The sequence below is a fragment of the Mycobacterium colombiense genome (assembly GCF_003284975.1).
Taxonomy (GTDB): Bacteria; Actinomycetota; Actinomycetes; order Mycobacteriales; family Mycobacteriaceae; genus Mycobacterium; species Mycobacterium europaeum_A.
Window position 1 is genome coordinate 34,551 of the sequence record NZ_QMEU01000005.1, and the last position, 19,687, is coordinate 54,237.

At 64.5% G+C, this 19,687-nt stretch carries 17 protein-coding genes; 10 read left to right on the top strand and 7 right to left on the bottom strand.

Features of this window, described 5'->3' with window-relative positions:
• The first annotated feature begins 13 nt into the window (after positions 1 to 13).
• From DQP58_RS03370 to DQP58_RS03380, 3 genes are all read left to right on the top strand, one after another.
• Entirely contained in the window at positions 14 to 616 is a 603-nt protein-coding gene (locus tag DQP58_RS03370) for an SDR family oxidoreductase (protein ID WP_112707092.1), read from the top strand.
• Positions 613 to 1,371, top strand: coding sequence for an SDR family NAD(P)-dependent oxidoreductase (locus DQP58_RS03375; protein ID WP_112707093.1), 759 nt, complete (start codon positions 613 to 615; stop codon positions 1,369 to 1,371). Before DQP58_RS03370 ends, DQP58_RS03375 begins: the two co-directional genes overlap by 4 nt.
• Before the next feature lie 529 nt (positions 1,372 to 1,900).
• Positions 1,901 to 3,079, top strand: a complete 1,179-nt coding sequence (locus DQP58_RS03380) for an amidohydrolase family protein (protein ID WP_430915688.1) — start codon at positions 1,901 to 1,903, stop codon at positions 3,077 to 3,079.
• 50 nt (positions 3,080 to 3,129) lie between these two features.
• Here DQP58_RS03380 and DQP58_RS03385 read toward each other — a convergent pair whose 3' ends face one another.
• The 4 genes from DQP58_RS03385 to DQP58_RS03400 are packed head-to-tail and all read right to left on the bottom strand — an operon-like array spanning position 3,130 to position 8,036.
• Complete coding sequence (locus DQP58_RS03385) at positions 3,130 to 4,674, bottom strand: class I adenylate-forming enzyme family protein (RefSeq protein ID WP_112707095.1); 1,545 nt, start codon at positions 4,672 to 4,674, stop codon at positions 3,130 to 3,132.
• On the bottom strand, positions 4,671 to 5,873 hold the full coding sequence (locus tag DQP58_RS03390; RefSeq protein WP_112707096.1) for an acyl-CoA dehydrogenase family protein: 1,203 nt from the start codon (positions 5,871 to 5,873) through the stop codon (positions 4,671 to 4,673). The genes DQP58_RS03385 and DQP58_RS03390 overlap by 4 nt, the downstream gene beginning before the upstream one ends.
• On the bottom strand, positions 5,870 to 6,835 hold the full coding sequence (locus DQP58_RS03395; RefSeq protein WP_112707097.1) for an acyl-CoA dehydrogenase family protein: 966 nt from the start codon (positions 6,833 to 6,835) through the stop codon (positions 5,870 to 5,872). The genes DQP58_RS03390 and DQP58_RS03395 overlap by 4 nt, the downstream gene beginning before the upstream one ends.
• A 4-nt stretch (positions 6,836 to 6,839) precedes the next feature.
• Entirely contained in the window at positions 6,840 to 8,036 is a 1,197-nt protein-coding gene (locus DQP58_RS03400; RefSeq protein WP_112707176.1) for an amidohydrolase family protein, read from the bottom strand.
• A gap of 250 nt (positions 8,037 to 8,286) precedes the next feature.
• On the opposite strand from DQP58_RS03400, the gene DQP58_RS03405 reads away from it, so the two are divergent.
• Both DQP58_RS03405 and DQP58_RS03410 read left to right on the top strand, forming a co-directional pair.
• The gene (locus DQP58_RS03405) at positions 8,287 to 9,384 is read left to right on the top strand and encodes an acyl-CoA dehydrogenase family protein (protein ID WP_112707098.1); all 1,098 of its coding nucleotides are present in this window, start codon (positions 8,287 to 8,289) and stop codon (positions 9,382 to 9,384) included.
• A gap of 10 nt (positions 9,385 to 9,394) precedes the next feature.
• Positions 9,395 to 10,297, top strand: a complete 903-nt coding sequence (locus DQP58_RS03410; RefSeq protein ID WP_112707099.1) for a TIGR03619 family F420-dependent LLM class oxidoreductase — start codon at positions 9,395 to 9,397, stop codon at positions 10,295 to 10,297.
• Positions 10,298 to 10,304: 7 nt separating this feature from the next.
• On the opposite strand, the gene DQP58_RS03415 is transcribed toward DQP58_RS03410, so the two are convergent.
• Positions 10,305 to 10,742: a nuclear transport factor 2 family protein gene (locus DQP58_RS03415; RefSeq protein ID WP_112707100.1), complete on the bottom strand. Its 438-nt coding sequence runs from the start codon at positions 10,740 to 10,742 to the stop codon at positions 10,305 to 10,307.
• 52 nt (positions 10,743 to 10,794) lie between these two features.
• On the opposite strand from DQP58_RS03415, the gene DQP58_RS03420 reads away from it, so the two are divergent.
• From DQP58_RS03420 to DQP58_RS03430, 3 genes are all read left to right on the top strand, one after another.
• Positions 10,795 to 11,430: a cysteine hydrolase gene (locus DQP58_RS03420; protein WP_112707101.1), complete on the top strand. Its 636-nt coding sequence runs from the start codon at positions 10,795 to 10,797 to the stop codon at positions 11,428 to 11,430.
• An 87-nt stretch (positions 11,431 to 11,517) separates the two neighbouring features.
• On the top strand, positions 11,518 to 12,711 hold the full coding sequence (locus tag DQP58_RS03425) for an amidohydrolase family protein (RefSeq protein ID WP_112707102.1): 1,194 nt from the start codon (positions 11,518 to 11,520) through the stop codon (positions 12,709 to 12,711).
• Positions 12,708 to 13,184, top strand: coding sequence for a MaoC family dehydratase (locus DQP58_RS03430; protein WP_112707103.1), 477 nt, complete (start codon positions 12,708 to 12,710; stop codon positions 13,182 to 13,184). Before DQP58_RS03425 ends, DQP58_RS03430 begins: the two co-directional genes overlap by 4 nt.
• Positions 13,185 to 13,205: 21 nt before the next feature.
• On the opposite strand, the gene DQP58_RS03435 is transcribed toward DQP58_RS03430, so the two are convergent.
• Both DQP58_RS03435 and DQP58_RS03440 read right to left on the bottom strand, forming a co-directional pair.
• On the bottom strand, positions 13,206 to 15,602 hold the full coding sequence (locus tag DQP58_RS03435) for a CaiB/BaiF CoA transferase family protein (RefSeq protein WP_112707104.1): 2,397 nt from the start codon (positions 15,600 to 15,602) through the stop codon (positions 13,206 to 13,208).
• Positions 15,599 to 17,059, bottom strand: a complete 1,461-nt coding sequence (locus tag DQP58_RS03440) for an aldehyde dehydrogenase family protein (protein WP_112707177.1) — start codon at positions 17,057 to 17,059, stop codon at positions 15,599 to 15,601. The genes DQP58_RS03435 and DQP58_RS03440 overlap by 4 nt, the downstream gene beginning before the upstream one ends.
• A gap of 256 nt (positions 17,060 to 17,315) precedes the next feature.
• Between DQP58_RS03440 and DQP58_RS03445 the strand changes: the two genes are divergently transcribed.
• Both DQP58_RS03445 and DQP58_RS03450 read left to right on the top strand, forming a co-directional pair.
• Positions 17,316 to 18,488: a cytochrome P450 gene (locus DQP58_RS03445; protein WP_112707105.1), complete on the top strand. Its 1,173-nt coding sequence runs from the start codon at positions 17,316 to 17,318 to the stop codon at positions 18,486 to 18,488.
• Positions 18,488 to 19,675, top strand: a complete 1,188-nt coding sequence (locus tag DQP58_RS03450; protein ID WP_112707106.1) for an acyl-CoA dehydrogenase family protein — start codon at positions 18,488 to 18,490, stop codon at positions 19,673 to 19,675. Before DQP58_RS03445 ends, DQP58_RS03450 begins: the two co-directional genes overlap by 1 nt.
• The last annotated feature ends 12 nt before the right edge of the window (positions 19,676 to 19,687 follow it).

The window sequence follows — 19,687 nt, forward strand, 5'->3', positions numbered from 1 at the left end:
ATTCACCGCGAACATGACAGCCCCTTACGTCGTCGGACGCAGCGATTCCATCTCGTGGGCGATTGCGGCCAGCCTCAAAACAGTCGTTCACGACGTCGACGAACCAGGTCGCCCGGGATCCGGCGACGTCGTCATCGTCATCGGTATCGATCCGCTTGTCGAGCCGACACACGTCAGCGCTTTGAGTCCCGCCGAGTGGCGCCGTTTCGCCGAACAACCGATGCGACAGGCGCTCGATGTGCTGCAACGGTCATACAGGTCGATGCGGCAGGACGGGGGACGAATCGTCCTGGTGTTGCCGTCGATCGGTATGACGGGCGGGCCGCACCTCGTCGCCTGCGCCACCGCACTCGAAGGAATCCGCGCGATGGCCAAATCAGCTGCCAGGCAATGGGCACGCGAGAACGTGATCGTGAACACGATCACCGCCCCGCTTCATCTGTTTGCACCCAAACTGAGCGGATCGGCCGCGCACGTGACCGCCGCCGCTTTGCAAGACGATGACAAACTCATCGAATCGATCGTCGAGACGACGCGATTCCTGCTCAAGCGCGGGGTCAGCGGGCTGGTAGGAGAGACCGTGATCGTCGACGGCGGAGCGTTGATGCTGCCATGACACTCGCCGGTTTTACGGTGTTGGTGACCGGAGCGGGCGGTGGGGTGGGACACGGAATCGCCCGCGCACTCGCAGCGCAGGGCGCACACGTCTTCGTCGCCACCCGGTCGGAAACCGGAAAGACGGTTGCTTCTGAGCTCACCGGGAAGGGCTATCGGGCCAGCTGGGTCTGTTGTGACGTGACGGTCGCCGAGTCGGTTACCGATGCGGTCGAAGCGGTGATGAACGAAACCGGACGCCTGGACGCGCTCGTTCACAACGCCACGAGCAACGCTTCGAGCCAGCCGCACCGGCTCGAGGACGTCGATGACGCGCTGTGGCAGGACCATGTCGGCGTTTCGGTGACCGGTGCCTACCACTGTGCGAGCGCAGCCTTCGAGGCGCTGCGCCAACGGGCAGGAACCTTCCTGGTCATGACCTCACCCGCCGGCATCGAGGGCAGCGCCACGCTGCCGCTATACGCCACGATGAAAGGAGCGCTGCGGGGCTTCGCCAAGAGCTTGGCTCGCGAATGGGGACCACACGGCGTCACCGTCAATGTCATTTCGCCGCTTGCCTATTCGCCTGCGATGACCGCGGCCATCGAGGCCGAACCCGCGATGGAGGAACGACTGGCACGCCGGATTCCGCTGGGCCGAATCGGCGATCCGGAGGCCGACATCGGTTCGGCGGTCGCGTTTCTGGTGGGCCCGCAAGCCCGTTATGTCACCGGTCAGACGATCGGCGTCGACGGCGGGCACTTCACCAATCTCTAGGAACTCGTGGAAATCCGCTTAGCGCTCCCCCGCACCGGCCCAACCGCGTCGCCGTCGTTCATCCGTGATTTCGCCCACGCAGCCGACAGCTGCGGCATCGACCGGCTGTGGGCGGCGGACCATCTCGTCCTGGCTCGTCACACCGACTCGCCATATGTGCTGGGCCGCAAGCCAACCCCAGTCGCCGACGGATGGCTCTCGGAGACGCAAAGCCCACCTTCGAAGCTGCGAAATTCGGGCTGGCCGACGCCACCTATGAACTGCCTTCGCGATTTACCATCAGCGGTTCCGAGTTTGGGTGAAGTAGCGCCGGCCCGGGCCGAGTACGCGCATCACTACCACTTCCCTATATCGCTTGTTGCCCATCGCAAGCTTGCCCTCTGCGGCGGTTTCGGCGAGTATTACTCTGAGAATGACTACTCTCGATTTGTGAGAGCGGCGTTACTGGGTTCGCGTCCGCGCCGTTCCCGTGCGCATGGCAGCGGACCCGCGAACCGGTTTCGGAAATCTGTTTGGGAAGGAAATGACGATGACCGAGGCAAAGGCCTTCGAAGTCTGGGACGCCGACAACCACATGTACGAGACAGTCGACGCCTACACGCGATACCTGCCGGAGAAGTATTCCGAGGCCTTGAAGTTTGTCGATGTCAACGGTCGCCAGAAGCTACAGATCCTCGGCGCTATTACCGAGACCATCCCGAACCCCACCTACGAGGTGATCCCCACGCCGGGCGCGTGGGCCGACTACTTCCGGGGCATAAATCCGGAGGGCAAGACGCTGCGTGAACTGGCCGAGCCGATCCGCTGTCCCGATGAATTCCGACGTCCCGACCTGCGACTGGCGTTGATGGAACGCCAAGGTGTGGACGGTGCCGTGATGTTCCCGACGACGGCCGGAATGCTCGAGGAACGAACCAAGTCCGACACGGAACTCACCCACGCAATCACGCATGCGTTCAACCGGTGGCTACTCGAAGACTGGACGTTCAACTACCGGAACCGAATCTTCCCCGTCCCCGCGATCTCGCTGAATGACCCCGCGTTGGGCGTCCAGGAGCTGGACTGGTGCCTGGAAAACGGTGCCAAGACGGTGTTGATCCGGCCGGCACCGGTCCCGCGCGAGGACGGCACCTCTCGTTCTGCGGCACTGCCCGAATTCGACGCGTTCTGGCGTCTGGTCGAGGAGTCGGGTATCTCGGTCCAGATGCACAATTCGGACTCCGGCTATGAGCGCTACGTCGACGATTGGGAAAGCCCCACGGAGTTCAACGGGTTCGCCCTGAGCAAGCTGCGGGGTTTCATCTACGAGGAAAGCCGAAACATCTTCGATACCCTCGCCGCGTTCATAGCGCATGGAGTCTTCGAGCGCTTTCCCGGGGTGCGCATCGGAGTGGTCGAGAACGGCGGTTCCTGGGCGCACCGCTTACTAGACGTGTTCGACCGCGTATACCGCAAGAGACCCTACGACTTCAACGAGCATCCGGGTGAGGTGTTCCGCCGGCACGTGTGGGTCAATCCGTTTCACGAGGAGGACATGTCGCACCTCATCGACATCCTCGGCGCGGACCGCGTGATGTTCGGATCGGACTACCCGCACCCCGAGGGACTGGCCGAGCCTGCCAAGTTCGTCAAGGAACTGGAAAACCTGCCCGCCGCCACAACGGCGCGGGTGATGGGCGGCAACCTCAAGGAGCTCATCGGAATCTAGGCAAACATCCATGATCAGCTGGGTTAGCCGCAGTTCCGCTATCCGCCATGTCACCGGCTCCCGAATCTCGCCCTCAGCTCGGTTTTGAGCACCTTGCCGGTGAGATTGCGAGGCAGTGCGTCGATCAGTTCGAGTCGTTCCGGCGCCTTGTGCTTGCTCAATCCGTGAGCCTGACAGTGTTCAAACAACGAGGACAGCGTTACAGCCGCGTCCGCGTGCGCAACGACGACGGCGCAAACGCGTTCCCCGGTCCGCTCGTCGGGCACGCCGATGACGGCGACATCGGCCACCGCGGGATGACTGGCCAGAACGCCCTCAATTTCGAGCGCGGAGATATTCTCCGCGTTGCGAATGATCGCGTCTTTGATGCGCCCGGTGACCACGACATTCCCGTCGTCATCGATGCTTCCCAGATCGCCCGTGCGAAACCAGCCTTCGGCATCAAAAGCGTTGGTGTCCAAAGACGAATCGACATAGCCGAGGAAACATTGCGGGCCCTTGAGCCGAAGCTCGCCTTCTTCACCGAATCCCAGCTCGCGCTCCGCCTCGTCGACGACTCGCACCGACGCCCCCGCGACCGGCACTCCCACGGTCCGGTCCAAGACCTCGGGTGCAGCCTCCGGCGACTGCGAGGTGGCGACCGGGAATTCGGTCAGGCCCCACGAATTCGCCGCACCGTTGACCGAAAACGTCTCCCGGAGCTGGCGTCCCAACTCCGCGGTGATCGGCGCACCACCGCCGACGCAGCCGCGCAGATCGGGATAGAGCGGGTCGGCTCCGTGCGCGCGCTGCGCGTCCATGAAGGCGACGAAGAACGGGGTCGCGCTCCCCAGCAGCGTCGGGCGGTGCGCCGCGATGGCGAAGGGGGTCACGGCCGGATCGAAAGCATCGAACAACACCAGGCGCATGCCCGTTTGCAGGCTGGCCGCGAGCATGGCAGCTCCCCCGATATGAGTTATGGGGAAGGCGATCGGGTTGACGTCACTGCTCGACGCACCGACAATCCCGACCACCCCTGCAGAGCCCGCGATAACCGAGCGGTCGCAGTGCCGCGCGCCTTTCGGTGCCGCCGTCGTGCCCGACGAATAGTAGATCCAGCGCGGGTCCTGCGCACCATCCGGCGGTGACGCCAGAGTCGCGGGATCGCCCGCGGGCAGCCGCAGCCCGTCCGTGATGGGTGACTCGTGGTCGATGACAATGACGGACATGGGATGCCCATCCGCGAGCTCGTGTGCGAGCGCGGCATGGTCGAAGTTGCGCCATGATCCAGGAACGATCAGGAAATCGGTCCCGAGTTGCGTTGTCACAAAACGCAACTCGCTCTCCCGCCAGATCGGCAACACGGGGTTCTGCACCGCGCCGAGCCGCGTCAGCGCAGCCATCACGACCATGGTTTCCAGCGTCGTCGGCAATTGCCAGGAGACCACCGTGCCCGTCCTGATCCCCCGCTGCGCCAACGCGGCGGCGCACGTCAGCGCGGAGTCCCGCAGCTGTGCACAGGTCAGGTGGCGCCCGTAGTCGTCGGCGAGGACGACCCAATCGGGATGCGCTCGCGCCGCGGTCTCTATCAAAGACCAATACGTTTGCCTACTCACCGGCTCGGCAGGTGTAGTCGGCGTTTGGCCAGGATGTTGCGCATCATCTCTGAGCTACCACCCGATATCGTATACGCGCGCGACCACAGCCAGCATTCACGCAACCGCTCCTTGGCTTGCCCCACGTCATGATCCGTGGCCTGCGCGCCTGTCGTCGACGCCGCGAGTTCCGCACCGTAGGCCGCTACGCGGTGATACGTCTCGGCAAAGCTCAACTTAGCGATGGAGCCGTCACCCGGTTGCTCATCACCCGATATCAACCGCTCTACGTGGTCATCGATGAACGCCTTGGCCACCTCGACCTCGACGGCCAATTCGGCCACCTGCTGGCGGATGTCGCCGCACTCCAGCGCCGGCGCGCCGTCGATCTGCGTGTTACGGGCCACGGTCACCAGATCATCGATCAACAGTTCGAGCAGGACGACATTTCCGCCAATGCCGAATCGTTCAAAGTCCAGGCCCGCCATAATGATTGACCAGCCTTGGCCCGCCTCGCCGATCAAACTTTCCGAATGAAGCCTGACTCCGGTGAGGAAGACCTCATTGACCTCGATTGCGTCCCCGATGGTGCGGATTGGACGGACTTCGACGCCGTCGGCCGAGAGCGGCACCGCGAAGACCGACAGACCATGGTGGCGTGTCGATGTCGGATCGGTCCGGACCAGCGCGAGGCCCATGTCGGCCCAGTGGCCGTCGGTGATCCAGGTCTTCTGCCCGTCGATAACCCAGGTGCCATCCGCCTGGTGCGCCCCGCGGCTGCGCACCGCGGCGATGTCACTTCCGGCGTCGGGCTCGCTGAGCAGCTGGCACCAGACATGCTCACTGCGCCGAATCGGCGGCAGCAACGTGCGCTTCTGCTCGGCGGATCCGAAGTGCAAGAGCACGTGGGCCGCCAGATTCACCTGATCGACGGGCCGTGGCGCTCGGGCCCGGAGAATCTCCTCGCTCACGATGCGGTCGTGCAGTGGGTGGTGGTCGGCGCGACCGCCGTACTCGATGGGCCAGTCCGCACCGGCGAAGCCCGCCTCGAACAGGCCCGCGAACCACGTTCGCAGCTGCGCCTCTTGCGCGGCGGTCTGCGGCGCCCGGTGACCCTCGCGCGCGACGACGGCCGGGGCGTGTTCGGCGATGTGCGTCCTGATCCGGTTCCTGAATTCGGTCAGCTGCCCGTCGGAAGGCCGGTTACCTAGAGCGCTCACCAGCCGGACACCTGCGCCAACAGCGATCGACTCGACCGAGCGGTGCCCACTAGGTGGGCGTTGGTGAACACGCGGCGAAGCTCATAGTGCAGCGGGTATTCCCAGGTGAATCCGATGCCGCCGGACAGTTGCATGCACTCGTCCACGGCGGCCGTGGCTTTCGCTGCCACGAATGCATGCGCCGCGGCGGTCAACGCGGTCGCCCCCTCGTCGGCGCCGGCGATGGCACGCGCCGCCTTCATGATCATCGCGCGCGCTTTGACCTCGAAGACCAGCAGCTCGACGAGCCGGTGCTGAATCGCTTGGAAGCTCGCGATCGGCACCCCGAATGCCACCCGCTCCCGCAGATATGCGGTCAACCGTTCCAGGGTCATGGACATGGCGCCGACCGAGTCGGCGGCAACGAGCAACCGAGCCACGGCGAGCAGCCCATCGGCCCGGTCAGGCGATCCGATCAAGACACAGGGGGCATCCGTCAGATCGACACGCCATACCGTTCTGGTGACGTCCAACAGATCCGTGTCCGAATTGAACCGTGCGGGATCGAGATCGCTGAGTAGCTGAATCCCGTTGCGGCCAACGACAATCACGGTATCGATGTCGTCGCGGACAACGCGTATGCCGTCGTCTGCGACCGCGAACCCCGCCGTCGCAGTACCGGCAAGCAAGGCTGGCAACAGCCGTTGCCCGACTTCACCGGGCGCGGAGGCGAGCGCCGCGGCGGCCATCGTGGTTCCGAACCACGCCGACCGGTCCTGGGCTCGCCCTAATTCCTCGGCCACGACACACGCCTCGACCGGACGCCACCCGGCGCCGTCCAGTGATTCGTCGACCAGTAGCCCGATCCAGTCCATCGCCGCAAGGTCTTTGATGGAATCCTTCTCCCCCCGTTCGGCCAGGAACTTCCGCGCCGACGACCTGAGAAGGTCGAGGTCAATGTCGGCTGAGCTCTCGTCGGCCACGCCGCTAACTCCGGACGAGCAGCTGGTGGGCGTTGTCGCGCATGATCCGCCGTTTGGCGGCGTCGTCGAGGGGATCGAGCAGTTTGACGAAGTCGGCAGGTTCGGCCATGCCCTCGGCGTGCGGATAATCCGAACCCATGACCAGGCAGTCATCGTAGCCCAGGCTTGCCACGATGGCTGGGATGTCATCCTCGGGATACGGGACGACCCGAACATGCCGCCTGAAGATCGCCGACGGCCGCTCGGTCAGTTTCCCGCCGATCCACGGACCGTTGCGGCCCATGCCACGGCTCTTATCCATGTGCTTGACGAAGAACGGCACCCATTCCGCCCCGTGTTCGGCGACAAGGACATTCAGGTTGGGGAAGCGCCCGAACAGGTTGTCGAAGATGAGCGCGGACAACGTCTCTTCGATCGGCCGTTGGCCGTAGACATTCATCCACTGCCAAGCCGACATATGCCAGGAAGCGGGGTCGGCGTTCTGTCCCCAGGCGGGCGAGATCGCGTTGAAGTACCAAAACGGCATGATGTGGTAAACCAGGATGCACCCGGCCTCTTGTAAGCGCGCATATATGGGGTCGAAGTACGGGTCACCGGGCGACCGGCCGTAAGCGGGCCCGGTAGGCAGCAGCACGAACTTTGCGCCCTGGGCGATAATCGCCTCTGTCTCCGCGATCGCAGAATCCAAGTCGCGCAATGACATTAGCGCCGTAGCGTAGATCTTGTCTTCGTAGTTGAAGCCCCACTCCTCATCGAACCATCGGTTGAACGAGCGCAGATTGGCATACAACGCCGCCGTGTCGTCGACGTAGTGTTCGGCGGCCAGCGCCATTCCACTGGGATAGATGACCATTCGCTCGATGTTTTGGTCCGCCATCACGGCCAGGCGCGCAGCACGTTCAATGAACTCCGGTTGCATCGGTTGAGGCTCGTAGGACTCCTCGGGGTTGCCCGATCCCATTTGCTTGAGCATCTCCTTGAGCGAGCCCGGCCGGTAGGCGACGTCGAGCCCGAGGCCCCCTTCGCTGTTGAACGTGGCGACTCGATGCCCCGCCAGGATCACCTCCACGCCGTCAGCACCCCGCACCGTGGTGATCGCGCGGTCCCGAAACTCTTCCGGCAGATAACGGGTGAACGCGTCCCGCGTCTCGTAGCAGTGGGTATCACAGTCAAAGATGCCGTAATCGAGTTTCGTCGTCACCGCGTCCATCCCTTCTCCGGGTGAGAATGCATATTCTCTAATTTTAAAAAAGATACTATCCTGATCCGGCAATGGCTAACTCGGGCGGGATGGTCCAGGTTAGCCCTGAGTTGGCGGCGACCGCTGAGGGGAAGACATGACGCGATCGATGTCGGCGGCCGCCGACACGCCCGGCGGATCTGGATGAAGCTTCGAATTATCCTGCCGCACAAGCCCGTAATCGACGCCCACCTGGGCAGCGAGGTCATGCATGCCAGCGACTGAGGTGGACGACCTGCGCGGTGTCGTTCGCGACTACCTGACCGCGACGTCGCCCAGTGCGACCGTCCGCGAGCTGATGGCGACGGACCCGGGATACGATCCGGCGTGCTGGCGGCAGATGGCGAACGAGTTGGGCCTGCACGGCATCGCGGTCCCCGAGCAGTGGGGCGGGGCGGGCGCCGGCACGGCCGAATTAGCGGTCGTCTTCGAAGAGATGGGCCGCGTGCTCCTATGTTCTCCGTTCTTCGCCACCGTCGCGCTGGCGACACAGGCCGTGTTGGCCAGCGGCGACGACGCGGCGGCGGAGCGGTTCGTCCCGAGCTTCGTGGACGGCACAACCACCGCCGCCCTGATCCTCAATGGCCGACTCGACGCGTGGGACCCCGCCGCGGTGACGCTGCGAGCCCACCGGGAAGGCAGCGGTTATCGGATCCACGGTGCGGCTCCCCTGGTGATCGACGGTCACACCGCCGACGTCCTGCTCGCAGCGGCCGTCACGGAGGCGGGCCTTTCGCTGCTCTCGGTGCGCGGCAGCTCAGCAGGGGTTAGTCGCACGCCGCTGGCGGGGCTTGACCGCACCCGCAAGGTGGCCCGGGTTGAGTTCGACGGCGCGCACGCAGAGCTGATCGGGCCGGAGGGGGACGCGGCCGGCTTCCTGGCACAGACATCGGACCTCGCCCTCGTCGCGTTGACCGCCGAACAGGTCGGCGCGGCACAGCGCTGCCTCGACATGGCTGTCGGCTACGCCAAAGAACGAATTCAGTTCGGTCGGCCAATCGGCAGCTTCCAGGCCGTCAAACACCGTTGCGCGGACATGTTGGTTCAGGTGGAAGGTGCGCGTTCGGCCGTGACGCATGCGGCCGGTGTGGCCTCTACCGATGAGCTGCCTACTGCCGCGTCGGTCGCGAAAATGGTGTGTTCGGAAGTCTCGCTGCAGGCAGCGCTCGACAACATGCGCATCCACGGCGGCATCGGGTTCACCTGGGAACACGACGCCCACCTGTTCGTCCGGCGCGCCAAGGCCAGCCAGCTGATCTTCGGCGACCCCGACTACCACGCTCAGCGCCTCGCCAGGCTTGTCTCCTGAAAGGATCCTTGTGACCATTTCGTTCTCCCTCGAACTGCCCACCCAGCGCGTCGAGGCGGTCGACGAGTTCGTCACCGCCGAAGCCATCGCAGACATCGCGCGAGTGGCCGAGGCATCCGGGTTCGCCGCAGTACATGTCACCGACCACCCCGCACCGGACGCAAAGTGGCTCGACCACGGCGGCCACCACGCGCTCGACCCGTTTGTCGCGTTGGCGTTCGCCGCCGCCGCGACAACCGACGTCAAGCTGCTGACCAATGTCTATATCGCCGCTTACCGCAACCCGTTTCTCGGCGCCAAATCGATCCAGAGCCTTGCCGCGCTGTCGAACGGACGGCTCATCCTCGGGACCGCTGCCGGCTACCTCAAGCCCGAATTCAAAGCCCTTGGCGTCGATTTCGACAACCGCGGCGCCCTGCTCGACGAAGCGCTCGACGTGCTCGACAAGGTGCTCACGGGAGACGACATCGCCTACGAAGGGACATCGTTCGCCGCGCGGGGAGTCAGGCTGCGTCCACTGCCGCCGGCCCCGCCCCCGGTATGGGTCGGCGGCAACAGCAAGCCGGCCGTCCGCCGCGCGGTATCGCGAGCCCAGGGCTGGGCGCCGTTCAATACGTTCGGCTACGCCGCAGCATCCCGCACGGCAGAGATCTCGTCCATCGACGAGCTCGAGGCCGCGATCGACTGGGCCAAGCAGTACGCGGCCGAGGTCGGGCGCACCGCACCATTGGATATCTGCTTCTCCGCGGGAAACCTGATGGATGACAGCAGATCGTCCGACGAACGCCACGCGATCGTCGCGAGACTGGAAGCGGCCGGCGTTACCTGGCTCACCGTCGCGCCCTCAGGTGCCGACCGGGCGGAGGTCGTCGAGCGTTCGCGTGCGTTCGCCACAGAGTTCATCACCGCATGACGGCCCTTCAGCCCATCAGGCTGTCGGCCGCGAAGCCGTCCACGCTGATCCGGCGGTGGGCGAACAACCAACTCCCATCCACGGGAACCAGCACGTCCCGGTAGCGGCCCCAGTGGTCGAGCCCGATGTCGGTGTGGACGGCGAAGTAACTGCCGACCTCGACCCGGTCGCGGGCCACCGAGCCGAACCGGACGCTCGAAACGTGGTGCCGCACATGAGTCGGTGTCCGGCGCGCCGGCTGCCCAGGTCGGGTCACCGCGGCCGCGAGGCCCGCCTCGATCTCCGCGCGCCCCTTGAGCGGCTCGGCGCCTCCGGTGAATTGCAGCACGCCATCCGCGCCGAAACACGCCGCCAGCGCGCTCAGGTCGAAGCGGTCGGTGGCCGCGGTGTAATCCGCCAATGTCTGCCGCACCGACTCTCGCACCGCGAGCTCCCATGCCTCCATGTACGCCTCCTCGTGAAACGCCCCTTTTCGGCGCGCGATAACGTCTATTCTCATGCCCCAACCTAGCCTTCAGGACCTGCTCGACCCCGCCACCACCGCACTTGTGACGCAGGAGTGCCAGGGCGGGGTGATTGGGCCACAGGCCGGACTTCCGTACCTCGCCGAAGAGGCCCGCCGCGAAGCCATCCCCAACATTGCCAAGTTGCTCGACGCCGCCAGAGCGGCAGGGGTGGCGGTCGTGCACTGCCTCATCGAGAAGCGCCCCGACAACCGCGGGTCGAACACCAACGCCCGGCTGTTCATGGCCGGGAAGTCGTTCGCCGCCGACCTGACTCCGGGCAGCCCCGGCGCGTCCGTACTGCCTGAGCTGGGCCCGGCCCCCAGCGACCTCGTGCTCACCCGCACTCATGGTGTCGGGCCCATGACTGGAACGGACCTCGACTCCGTACTGCGGAATATGAGCATCAAGACCATTGTGGGAGTTGGTGTTTCGGTCAACATCGCTATCCAGAACTTCGTGATGGATGCGGTGAATCGCAGCTACCAGTTCGTGTTGCCACGCGACGCCGTAAGTGGCGTTCCACGTGAATACGCCGAATCCATCATTGACAACACACTGGCGCTGCTGTCCACCGTGACCACTACCGATGCCGTGGTCGACACGTGGGCCAAGTTTCGCACATTCTGACCCCGCCTGGATGTTGTCGGGTAAGGGTGATAACGTCGTTTTCACATTGCGTAAATGATCATATCCGCTGTTCAGGAGGAAAGTTCAATGTCGTCCCGTTCATTGCCGTATCCGGTGTTCGACATCGACAACCACATGTACGAGACGACGGATGCGCTCACGAAGTACCTACCGAAGGAGCACCGCGGAAAGGTCGGTTACGTCGAGGTCAATGGCCGACCCAAGCTCGTAGTCAAGGATCACATCAGCCACATGATTCCCAACCCTACCTTCGCGCGTGTCGCCAGGCCGGGCAGCGCCGAGGATTACTTCCTCGGCAACAATCCGGAGGGTCTCAACTTCCGTGAATTTGTCGGCGAGGCAATGGATGTCATTCCCGCCTATCAGGCTCCCGCTCCCCGCCTCGAGCTGATGGACGAGCTGGGGATCGATCAGTGCGTCATGTACCCAACCCTGGCCAGCCTGATCGAGGAACGCACCACCGACGACGTCATCCTCACCCACGCGATCATCCACGCACTCAACGAATGGATGCACGAGCACTGGACTTTCAACTATCACGACCGCATCTTCGCAACCCCGGTTATCTGCCTGCCGCTGGTCGACGAGGCCATCAAGGAATTTCACTGGGGCCTCGAGCGCGGCATGAAAACGTTCCTGGTCCGGCCCGCCCCCGTGCCCAGCCGCTTCGGCGGATCCCGCTCCATGGGCCTTCCGGAATTTGACCCGTTCTGGCAGGAGGTCGTCGACGCCGGCATGCCGGTCACCATGCATGCCTCGGACAGTGGCTACCAAAAGCACCTCATGGAGTGGGAAGGCGGCGGCGAGTACCTGTCCTTCAAACCCAGCGCGCTGCGCGAGGTGGTAATGGGTCATCGCGCCATCGAGGACACCCTGGCCGCCCTGATCTGCCACGGCGCGCTGTCCCGCTTCCCCGATTTGAAGATTCTGTGTGTCGAGAACGGCAGCGGGTGGGTGCGCAATCTGCTCGAGCAACTCGATACCGCGTACAAGATCATGCCGAAAGAATTCGACGAGCATCCCGTCGAGGTGTTCAAGCGCAACATCTACATCCACCCGTTCCTGGAGGACGACGTCAAGGGAATCGTCGAGATCATGGGCGAGGACCACGTGATGTTCGGCTCCGATTTCCCGCATCCGGAGGGCATAGGCGACCCGCTGAGCTTTGTGGACCGGCTCGACGGCCTCTCGGATGATGTCAAAGCAAAGATCATGGGCGGCAACGCGATCGAGCAGTTGGGGCTCAAGGTTCCGGCATGACCCAGGCGCCCACGTCCCCGAAGGAGTACAACGGGATCGCCGATTTCGAGGCGCACGTCGGCGAGCACCTCGGCTATAGCGACTGGCTCCGGATTACTCAAAGACAGATCGATCTATTCGCCGAGGCGACCGGTGACCATCAATGGATCCACGTGGACCCCGAGAAAGCGGCGGCCGGCCCGTACGGCAAGACCATTGCACACGGCTACCTGACCTTGTCGCTGGTGCCCATCCTGGTCAAACAGATCTACCGGGTGATCGGGCTGTCGATGCAGGTGAACTACGGCTCTGACAAGCTGCGGTTCCCCGCGCCGGTACCGGTCGACTCTCGCATCCGGGCCGGAGCCGAGCTTCTCAAGGTCGAGCGCAACGACCGCGGAGGCAGGGCAACGGTCCGTGTCACCGTGGAGGTCGAGGGAAACGACCGGCCGGCGTGCGTCGTCGACACGATCGCGGCGATGGTCGACGACTGACGGACCGGCAACCACCCGCAGCTAGGCGTTCAGCAGGCGTTGCCCGATCACGTGTTGGTCGCGCAGCACGGCGATCTCCGCGTCGGAAAGTCCAAGTGCCCGAAGCACCTCGTTGTTGTGCTGACCCAATGTCGGAGGCGCGCAACGGTGCTGGTGCTCCGGACCCGGCGAAAAGCGAAAAGGCCAGCCCGGATACCGATGCCGCCCGGTTATCGAGTGCTCCAGATCCTGATAGAAACCGCGGGCATCGAGCTGCTCGACGTCGTACATCTGGTCGGGCGATAGAAGTCGCTCGCCGGGCACGCCGTGTCGACCGAGTGCGGCCACCAGCTCCTCGGCTCGTTGATTGCGCGTCCAGGTCGTCACTAGTTCGTCGAAGTTGTCGTGATTTTCCAGGCGTCCCGCTGCGGTCGCGAATCGCGGGTCGTCGCGCAGTTCAGGACGGTCCATCGCCGCCAGCAGCGCAAGCCAGTCGACGTCGTCGCGCACCGAGAGCGCGATCCACTCGTCGGTAACGCAGGTCGGGTAGACGCCCTGGGCGTATTCGCGGTGGCGGTTCCCTTCGCGGGGCCGCACCGATCCCGTCAACGAGTACTCGATGATCGGTTCGGCGGTGACCGCCGCACCCACCTCGATCTGCGCAACCTCGATGAGCTGTCCGGAGCCGGTGGCGCGCCGGTGCTCGAGTGCACCGAGCAGGGCGACGCACGCGTGCACGCCGGCGATCGGGTCGGCAGGCCCCTGAAGATTGCAGGGCGGCCCATCTGCGTAACCGGTCGTGGCTGACATGCCCGAAACCTGTTCGATATTCAGCGCCCAACCCACGTAGTCGCGCCATGGGCCCTCCAACCCGAATCCGGGCATCCGTACCAGGATCACGGCGGGATTGATCTTCGCGATGGATTCGTAGTCCAAGCCGAATTCCTCGACGACGCGAGGCGAGAAGTTCTCCACCACCACGTCGGCTTCGGCGACCAACCGCAGCGCCAGCTCGCGACCGGCGGCAGACCTGAGATCCAGGGTGATGTCACGCTTGTTGAGGTTGGTTCCCTGCCATAGCGGCCCGCGCTCGTACCAGTCGTCCCCCTCGCGCAGTAGCGAGCCCGAGTACCGATGCCCGTCGGGGCGTTGAATGGACTCGACCTTGATCACGTCGGCGCCGAAGGCACCGAGATAGCAGGTGAGGTATGCCCCTGCCCAGAAGGTGGTCAAGTCGAACACCTTCAGTCCGGCGAAGGGCGATGAGACATCGCAGACATCGCCCTCCCGGCGGGGTGCGCCGCGCTCCCCCCACGCCGGACGCGCATCACCGCCGAGACCAGGAGCCGGAGGCGGCGTCCGAACGGGTGTTTTGGATAGCCGGAATGGCGCACCCGGCCTGGTGAATCGCCAACCGTCGGCGGCCGTCTCGACAAAGAACCCGCGCTCGGCGTACTGCGGGCAGCTCAGGATGGTGCCGCCGTCGGTCACCGGCGCCGCGGGAATTCGCATGGCCTGACTCAGGTCGACGAGGTCGGCAACGGTCATCGAATCCAGAAAGGGCTGGGCTTTGGCGAAAAACTCGTCGCGCTCGGGGCCGCCGAGCATGATCGCGATCTGATGCTCGCCGAACTCGGGCAAGCCGACCATTGCGCACACGTCCAACCAGTGCTGGCCGGTCAGGCAGTTGATCCCGATCCAGCCGTCGGCGGCGCGCACGATGCCCAGCATCGGTGCGGCTTTCGAGTTAGTGGGCAGGCCAAGGCTTTTCAGACGCGCAGCCATCAGCATGGGATAGGGCAGGGCCGACAGCAGCGACTCGAACATCGAGACGTCCGCCTCGACCGGCCGGTTGCCCCCCGCTGCGGCGATCCGTAGTGCCGTCAGCGCTGCCAGGGTCGCATACGCGCCTGTGATGTACTCCGGGATCCGGGCACCGGCTTGAACCGGTGTCCGCCCAGGCTCACGCACATTGACCCAGCCCGCCGCCGCCTGCAGGGTCAATGGCGTCGTCACCCGGTCACGCAGCGGCCCGTCCTGGCCGAAGTTCGATATCCGGACCACGACGACGTTCGGATTGATCCGGCGGAGAGTGTCGGTGTCCAGACCCCAATCCTGCCGCTCTGGTGCACCCGCACGCAGGTCTTCCACGAGCACATCCGCGGCCGCGATGAGCTCGTGCAGCTCCACGCGGCCGCCGTCGCTTGCCAGGTCGATTGTCGCCCCGGACTTTCCGGCGTTCAGGTACGCGAAGAGGCCGCTTCGCTCCGGATCGAGATCGCCCGGCGGAAACGGGCCCCAGAGGCGCAGCGGGTCGCCCGTGAGAGGCTCGACCTTGCATACGTCGGCGCCGAGATCGACGAGCAACTTGGTGCAGTACGGACCGGCAATCTCGGACGCCAGCTCAACAACACGCAAACCCGCAAGGGGCCGGTTCACGCGGGAACCCCGATGGCCTTGGGCTCCATATAGGCCCGCAATCCCATCACACCGCCCTCCCGGCCGATACCGCTCTGATTGAAGCCCCCGAACGGCGCGTCGCCCGGAATAGTGCCATTGATCGAGACCTGTCCGGTCCTGATCCGGCGGGCGATGTCGACCGCGCGGTCGACATCGCTTCCCCACACCGCGCCCCCGAGCCCGTACGCCGAGTTGTTGGCGATGGCCACCGCGTCATCGTCGTCGCGATACCGCAGCACCGTCAGCACTGGACCGAACACTTCCTCTTGCGCTATGTACGAATCGGCAGAGGCGTCGGTCAGTATCGTTGGCTCGAAATAGAATCCGTGGCTCAGATCCTTCGGGCGGGCCCCTCCGGCGACCACGGTCGCGCCGTCGGCTTCGGCACGCTTGACAAATCCCTCCACGCGGTCGAGATGTTCGCGGCTGATCAACGGTCCCATCGTGACCGCCGGGTCGACGGGATCGCCGATCACGACCTCGCGCGACAGCGCGGCGAGCCCATCCACCACCTCGTCATAGATCGCATCGGGCAAGAGCAGCCTGCTGTTCAGGATGCAGGCCTGACCGGCATGCATCGTGCAACCTTCGAACAGCAGCCGCCCCAACAGTTCGTCGGTGATGTCGATGTCGGGCAGCAAGACGGTCGCGGACTTACCACCGCATTCCAACAGAACACGCTTCATCGTGGTCGCCGCACCGGCCATCACGTCGCGGCCGACTGCCGAGCTTCCGGTGAAGCTGACCATGTCGACCCTCGGATCCAGCGTCAGGCTCCTGCTGGCCTCGACACTGGTCGGCGTCACGACGTTGACGACGCCGGACGGAATGTCGGTTTCCTCCTCGATGATCCGGGCCAAGGCCAACCCCGCCAGGGGCGTCAGGGGCGAAGGCTTGAGCACGAGCGTATTTCCCGCCGCCAGCGCGGCGCCCAGCTTCATGACGTTGATGGTGTGCGGAAAGTTCCACGGCGTCATGGCGGCCACCACACCGAGCGGCTCGTAACGCAACAGGGTGGTCCCCGCGGCGCCCCACGCATCCATCGGCGCCTCGATAGGCTCCGTCGCCAGTTCGGCGGAGTGGCCGACCATGAATGCGGGGCCTTCCACGTGGATCACGCGCTCGTTTGCCGAACACCCCCACTCGGCTTGGGCGAGCGCATTGAACTCCTCGCTGTTGGCCAGTAACGCGTCGCTGAGCTGTTGCAGGCAACGTGCGCGTTCGGCGGGCTGCGCCGTCGGCCACGGACCCGAGTCGAAGGCTGCCCGGGCCGCGGCGACCGCCTGCTGGACTTGCGCGGCGCTCGCGTCCGGCGCCGTACCGATCACCGTCTCGGTGGCGGGGTTGATGACGTCGTAGCGCCCGCCGTCCGAATCGACCCAGCGGCCGTCGATGTAGTGCCCGTAAGCATCGTGGAGAGGCCGAGAGCCAGCCATCATCTGCCTACCTTCCTGACTGCTTGATCGCGGCGCGGCGCGGCGAGGTAGCCAAAACATACATACTCTGACTGTGTGTACACGTCCGCCGAGACGCCGTCAACGGGCAATTAGCCGTAAATTCGGGCAAATAGGCGGTGTTTGACATACGCGACAGCTCTACTGTAGACACCTTGGAAACGGACATTCTTATACTATTTGTCCGGGCAGCTCTCAATGTCGAGGAAGGCATGCGGTGCCCACTACTACTGTTCCTTTGCATTCACCGGACTTCTACGCCGGTGATCCCTACCCGACCTATCGGGAACTTCGGAACACAACGCCGGTTGTGTGGAATGACGTCACGAACTTCTGGGCGCTGTTGAAGTACGAGGACATCCGCTTCGTCTCGGGCCACCCGTTGACTTTCTCCTCGACGAAGGGCATCTCGATCCCGGATCCCGCGCAGCCCGAACCCGTTCAGGAGGGAAACCTGATCTTCACCGATCCGCCGCGTCACCGGCAGCTTCGCAAGCTCATCAACTCCGGCTTCACCCGCCGCCAGGTGCAGTTGCTGGAACCGAAGGTACGCGAGATCGTGCGGGGCATAGTGGACAACATCGACCCGACGAAGACCCAGCAATTCGCCGAGGACATTGCGTCGCCCCTCCCAACCCGCATGATCGCGGAGATGTTGGGCGCCCCGACCGAGGATTGGGAAAAGTTTCGGACGTGGTCCGACGCGGCGGTGGGAACCGCCGATCCGGAAATCGAGATGGATCACCTCGTCGCACTCGGTGAGCTGTACGAGTACTTCACTAAGCTCATCGCAGCGCGCCGTTCCGGTGAGGTCAGTGGGCAGGACGACTTGCTGAGCATTTTGGCGGCGGCCGAGGTCGACGGCGAACAACTCAGCGATGAGGACCTGCTGAACTTCTCGTTTCTGTTATTAGTCGCCGGCAACGAGACCACCCGCAATCTCATCGCACTGGGCACGTTGGCGTTGATCGATCATCCCGATCAATTCGCGCTGCTGCGATCGGACCCGACGCTGCTTCCGTGCGCCATCGAGGAAATGCTGCGATTCACCAGCCCGGTTACCCACATGGCCCGGTGCGCCACCGTGGACGTGGAGATCCGCGGCCAACAGATCAAGGCCGGTGACACCGTGGTGATGCTCTACGGCGCCGCCAACCGCGACGAAGAGATCTTTGGCCCCACCAGCGAAGAGTTCGACATCACGCGTAACCCCAACCCGCACATAGCATTCGGTGCCGGTGAGCATGCTTGTCTAGGTGCGCAACTGGCCCGGCTGGAGGCGCGGGTGTTCTTCGAGGTGCTGTTGGGAACGTATCCCACGATCGAACTCACCGGGGATGTAACAAGGCTGCGCGCCACCATGACGCCTGGCGTCAAGAGCATGCCCGTACGACTCGGAACGAGCAGCTGATGGACTTCGACTACACACCCGAACAAGAACAGCTCCGGAAGGACTACCGAACCCGCCTCGAGGCTGTGATGACCCCGGAGCGCCGCGCCGCCGTTGCCAGCCTCCTCGAGGGAGGCTCCGCGATCGCCGAATGCCGCCGAGCGCTCGGCGAAGCCGGCCTGCTCGGCGTCGCCTGGCCGGTCGAATACGGCGGCGGCGGACTGACAGCGCTCGAGCAGTACATCTTCTCGGAAGAGGCGCGCCGGGTCAACGCGCCGTTGCCGATGATCACCCTGAACACGGTCGGCCCCACGCTCATTCAGTACGGCACCGAGGAGCAGAAATCTAAGTTCCTTCCCGCGATTCTCAAGGGCACTGTTGACTTTGCGATCGGCTATTCGGAGCCCGGGGCAGGCAGCGACCTTGCGTCCCTGCGGACCACGGCGGTTCGCGACGGCGACGAATTCGTGATCAACGGGTCGAAGATGTTCACCAGCGGCGCCGAATTCGCCGACTACATCTGGTTGGCGGCGCGAACCGATCCGAATGCCAAGAAGCACAAGGGAATCACCCTGTTCATCGTGCCGACCTCTGCACCAGGGTTCTCCTGGAAGCCGCTGCACACCATGCCCGGCGTGTCCACCTACTACACCTTCTACGACGACGTCCGGGTACCCGAGAGCGCCATAGTGCTCGGCGAGAACCAGGGTTGGACGCTGGTGACGAATCAGCTCAACCTGGAACGCGCCGCCCTGGGCAATCTCGGAGCCTTGGAGCCGTTGTTCAGCAAGACGCTCAACTGGGCCGCGACGACTCAGCTCGACGACGGCCTGGTCATCGACCAGCCCTGGGTGCAGCAGGCGCTAGCACGGGTGGAGGCGCAGGTCGCCGCCTACCGGCTGCTGAACCTGCGGGTGAACGCAACGATGAGCGGCGGGGCGCTCGGCATGGCTGAGGCATCCGCCGCAAAGGTTTTCGGTACCGAACTCACCCAGCAGGTCGCGCGCGAACTCCTCGAAGTCGTGGGACAAGCCGGGGTGCGTAAGGACTCCGCTGCACCGCTCAAGGGCGAGCTGGAGAGCGCGTACCGCATGGCGGTCATCAACACATTCGGCGGCGGGGCCAACGAGCTTCAACGCGACATCATCGCAATGGCCGGTCTGGGGATGCCGCGCGCACCCCGGGACATGCGGGCCGGCGCATCCTAAGAGGAAGGTGCA

What these genes read in the sequence shown, in the direction of transcription:
- DQP58_RS03430 (WP_112707103.1), top strand. Translation starts at nt 12,708, where the DNA reads ATGACCCAGGCGCCCACGTCCCCGAAGGAGTACAACGGGATCGCCGAT.
- DQP58_RS03370 (WP_112707092.1), top strand. Translation starts at nt 14, where the DNA reads ATGACAGCCCCTTACGTCGTCGGACGCAGCGATTCCATCTCGTGGGCG.
- DQP58_RS03375 (WP_112707093.1), top strand. Translation starts at nt 613, where the DNA reads ATGACACTCGCCGGTTTTACGGTGTTGGTGACCGGAGCGGGCGGTGGG.
- DQP58_RS03440 (WP_112707177.1), bottom strand. Translation starts at nt 17,059, where the DNA reads ATGGCTGGCTCTCGGCCTCTCCACGATGCTTACGGGCACTACATCGAC.
- DQP58_RS03380 (WP_430915688.1), top strand. Translation starts at nt 1,901, where the DNA reads ATGACCGAGGCAAAGGCCTTCGAAGTCTGGGACGCCGACAACCACATG.
- DQP58_RS03420 (WP_112707101.1), top strand. Translation starts at nt 10,795, where the DNA reads ATGCCCCAACCTAGCCTTCAGGACCTGCTCGACCCCGCCACCACCGCA.
- DQP58_RS03405 (WP_112707098.1), top strand. Translation starts at nt 8,287, where the DNA reads ATGCCAGCGACTGAGGTGGACGACCTGCGCGGTGTCGTTCGCGACTAC.
- DQP58_RS03415 (WP_112707100.1), bottom strand. Translation starts at nt 10,742, where the DNA reads ATGGAGGCATGGGAGCTCGCGGTGCGAGAGTCGGTGCGGCAGACATTG.
- DQP58_RS03450 (WP_112707106.1), top strand. Translation starts at nt 18,488, where the DNA reads ATGGACTTCGACTACACACCCGAACAAGAACAGCTCCGGAAGGACTAC.
- DQP58_RS03425 (WP_112707102.1), top strand. Translation starts at nt 11,518, where the DNA reads ATGTCGTCCCGTTCATTGCCGTATCCGGTGTTCGACATCGACAACCAC.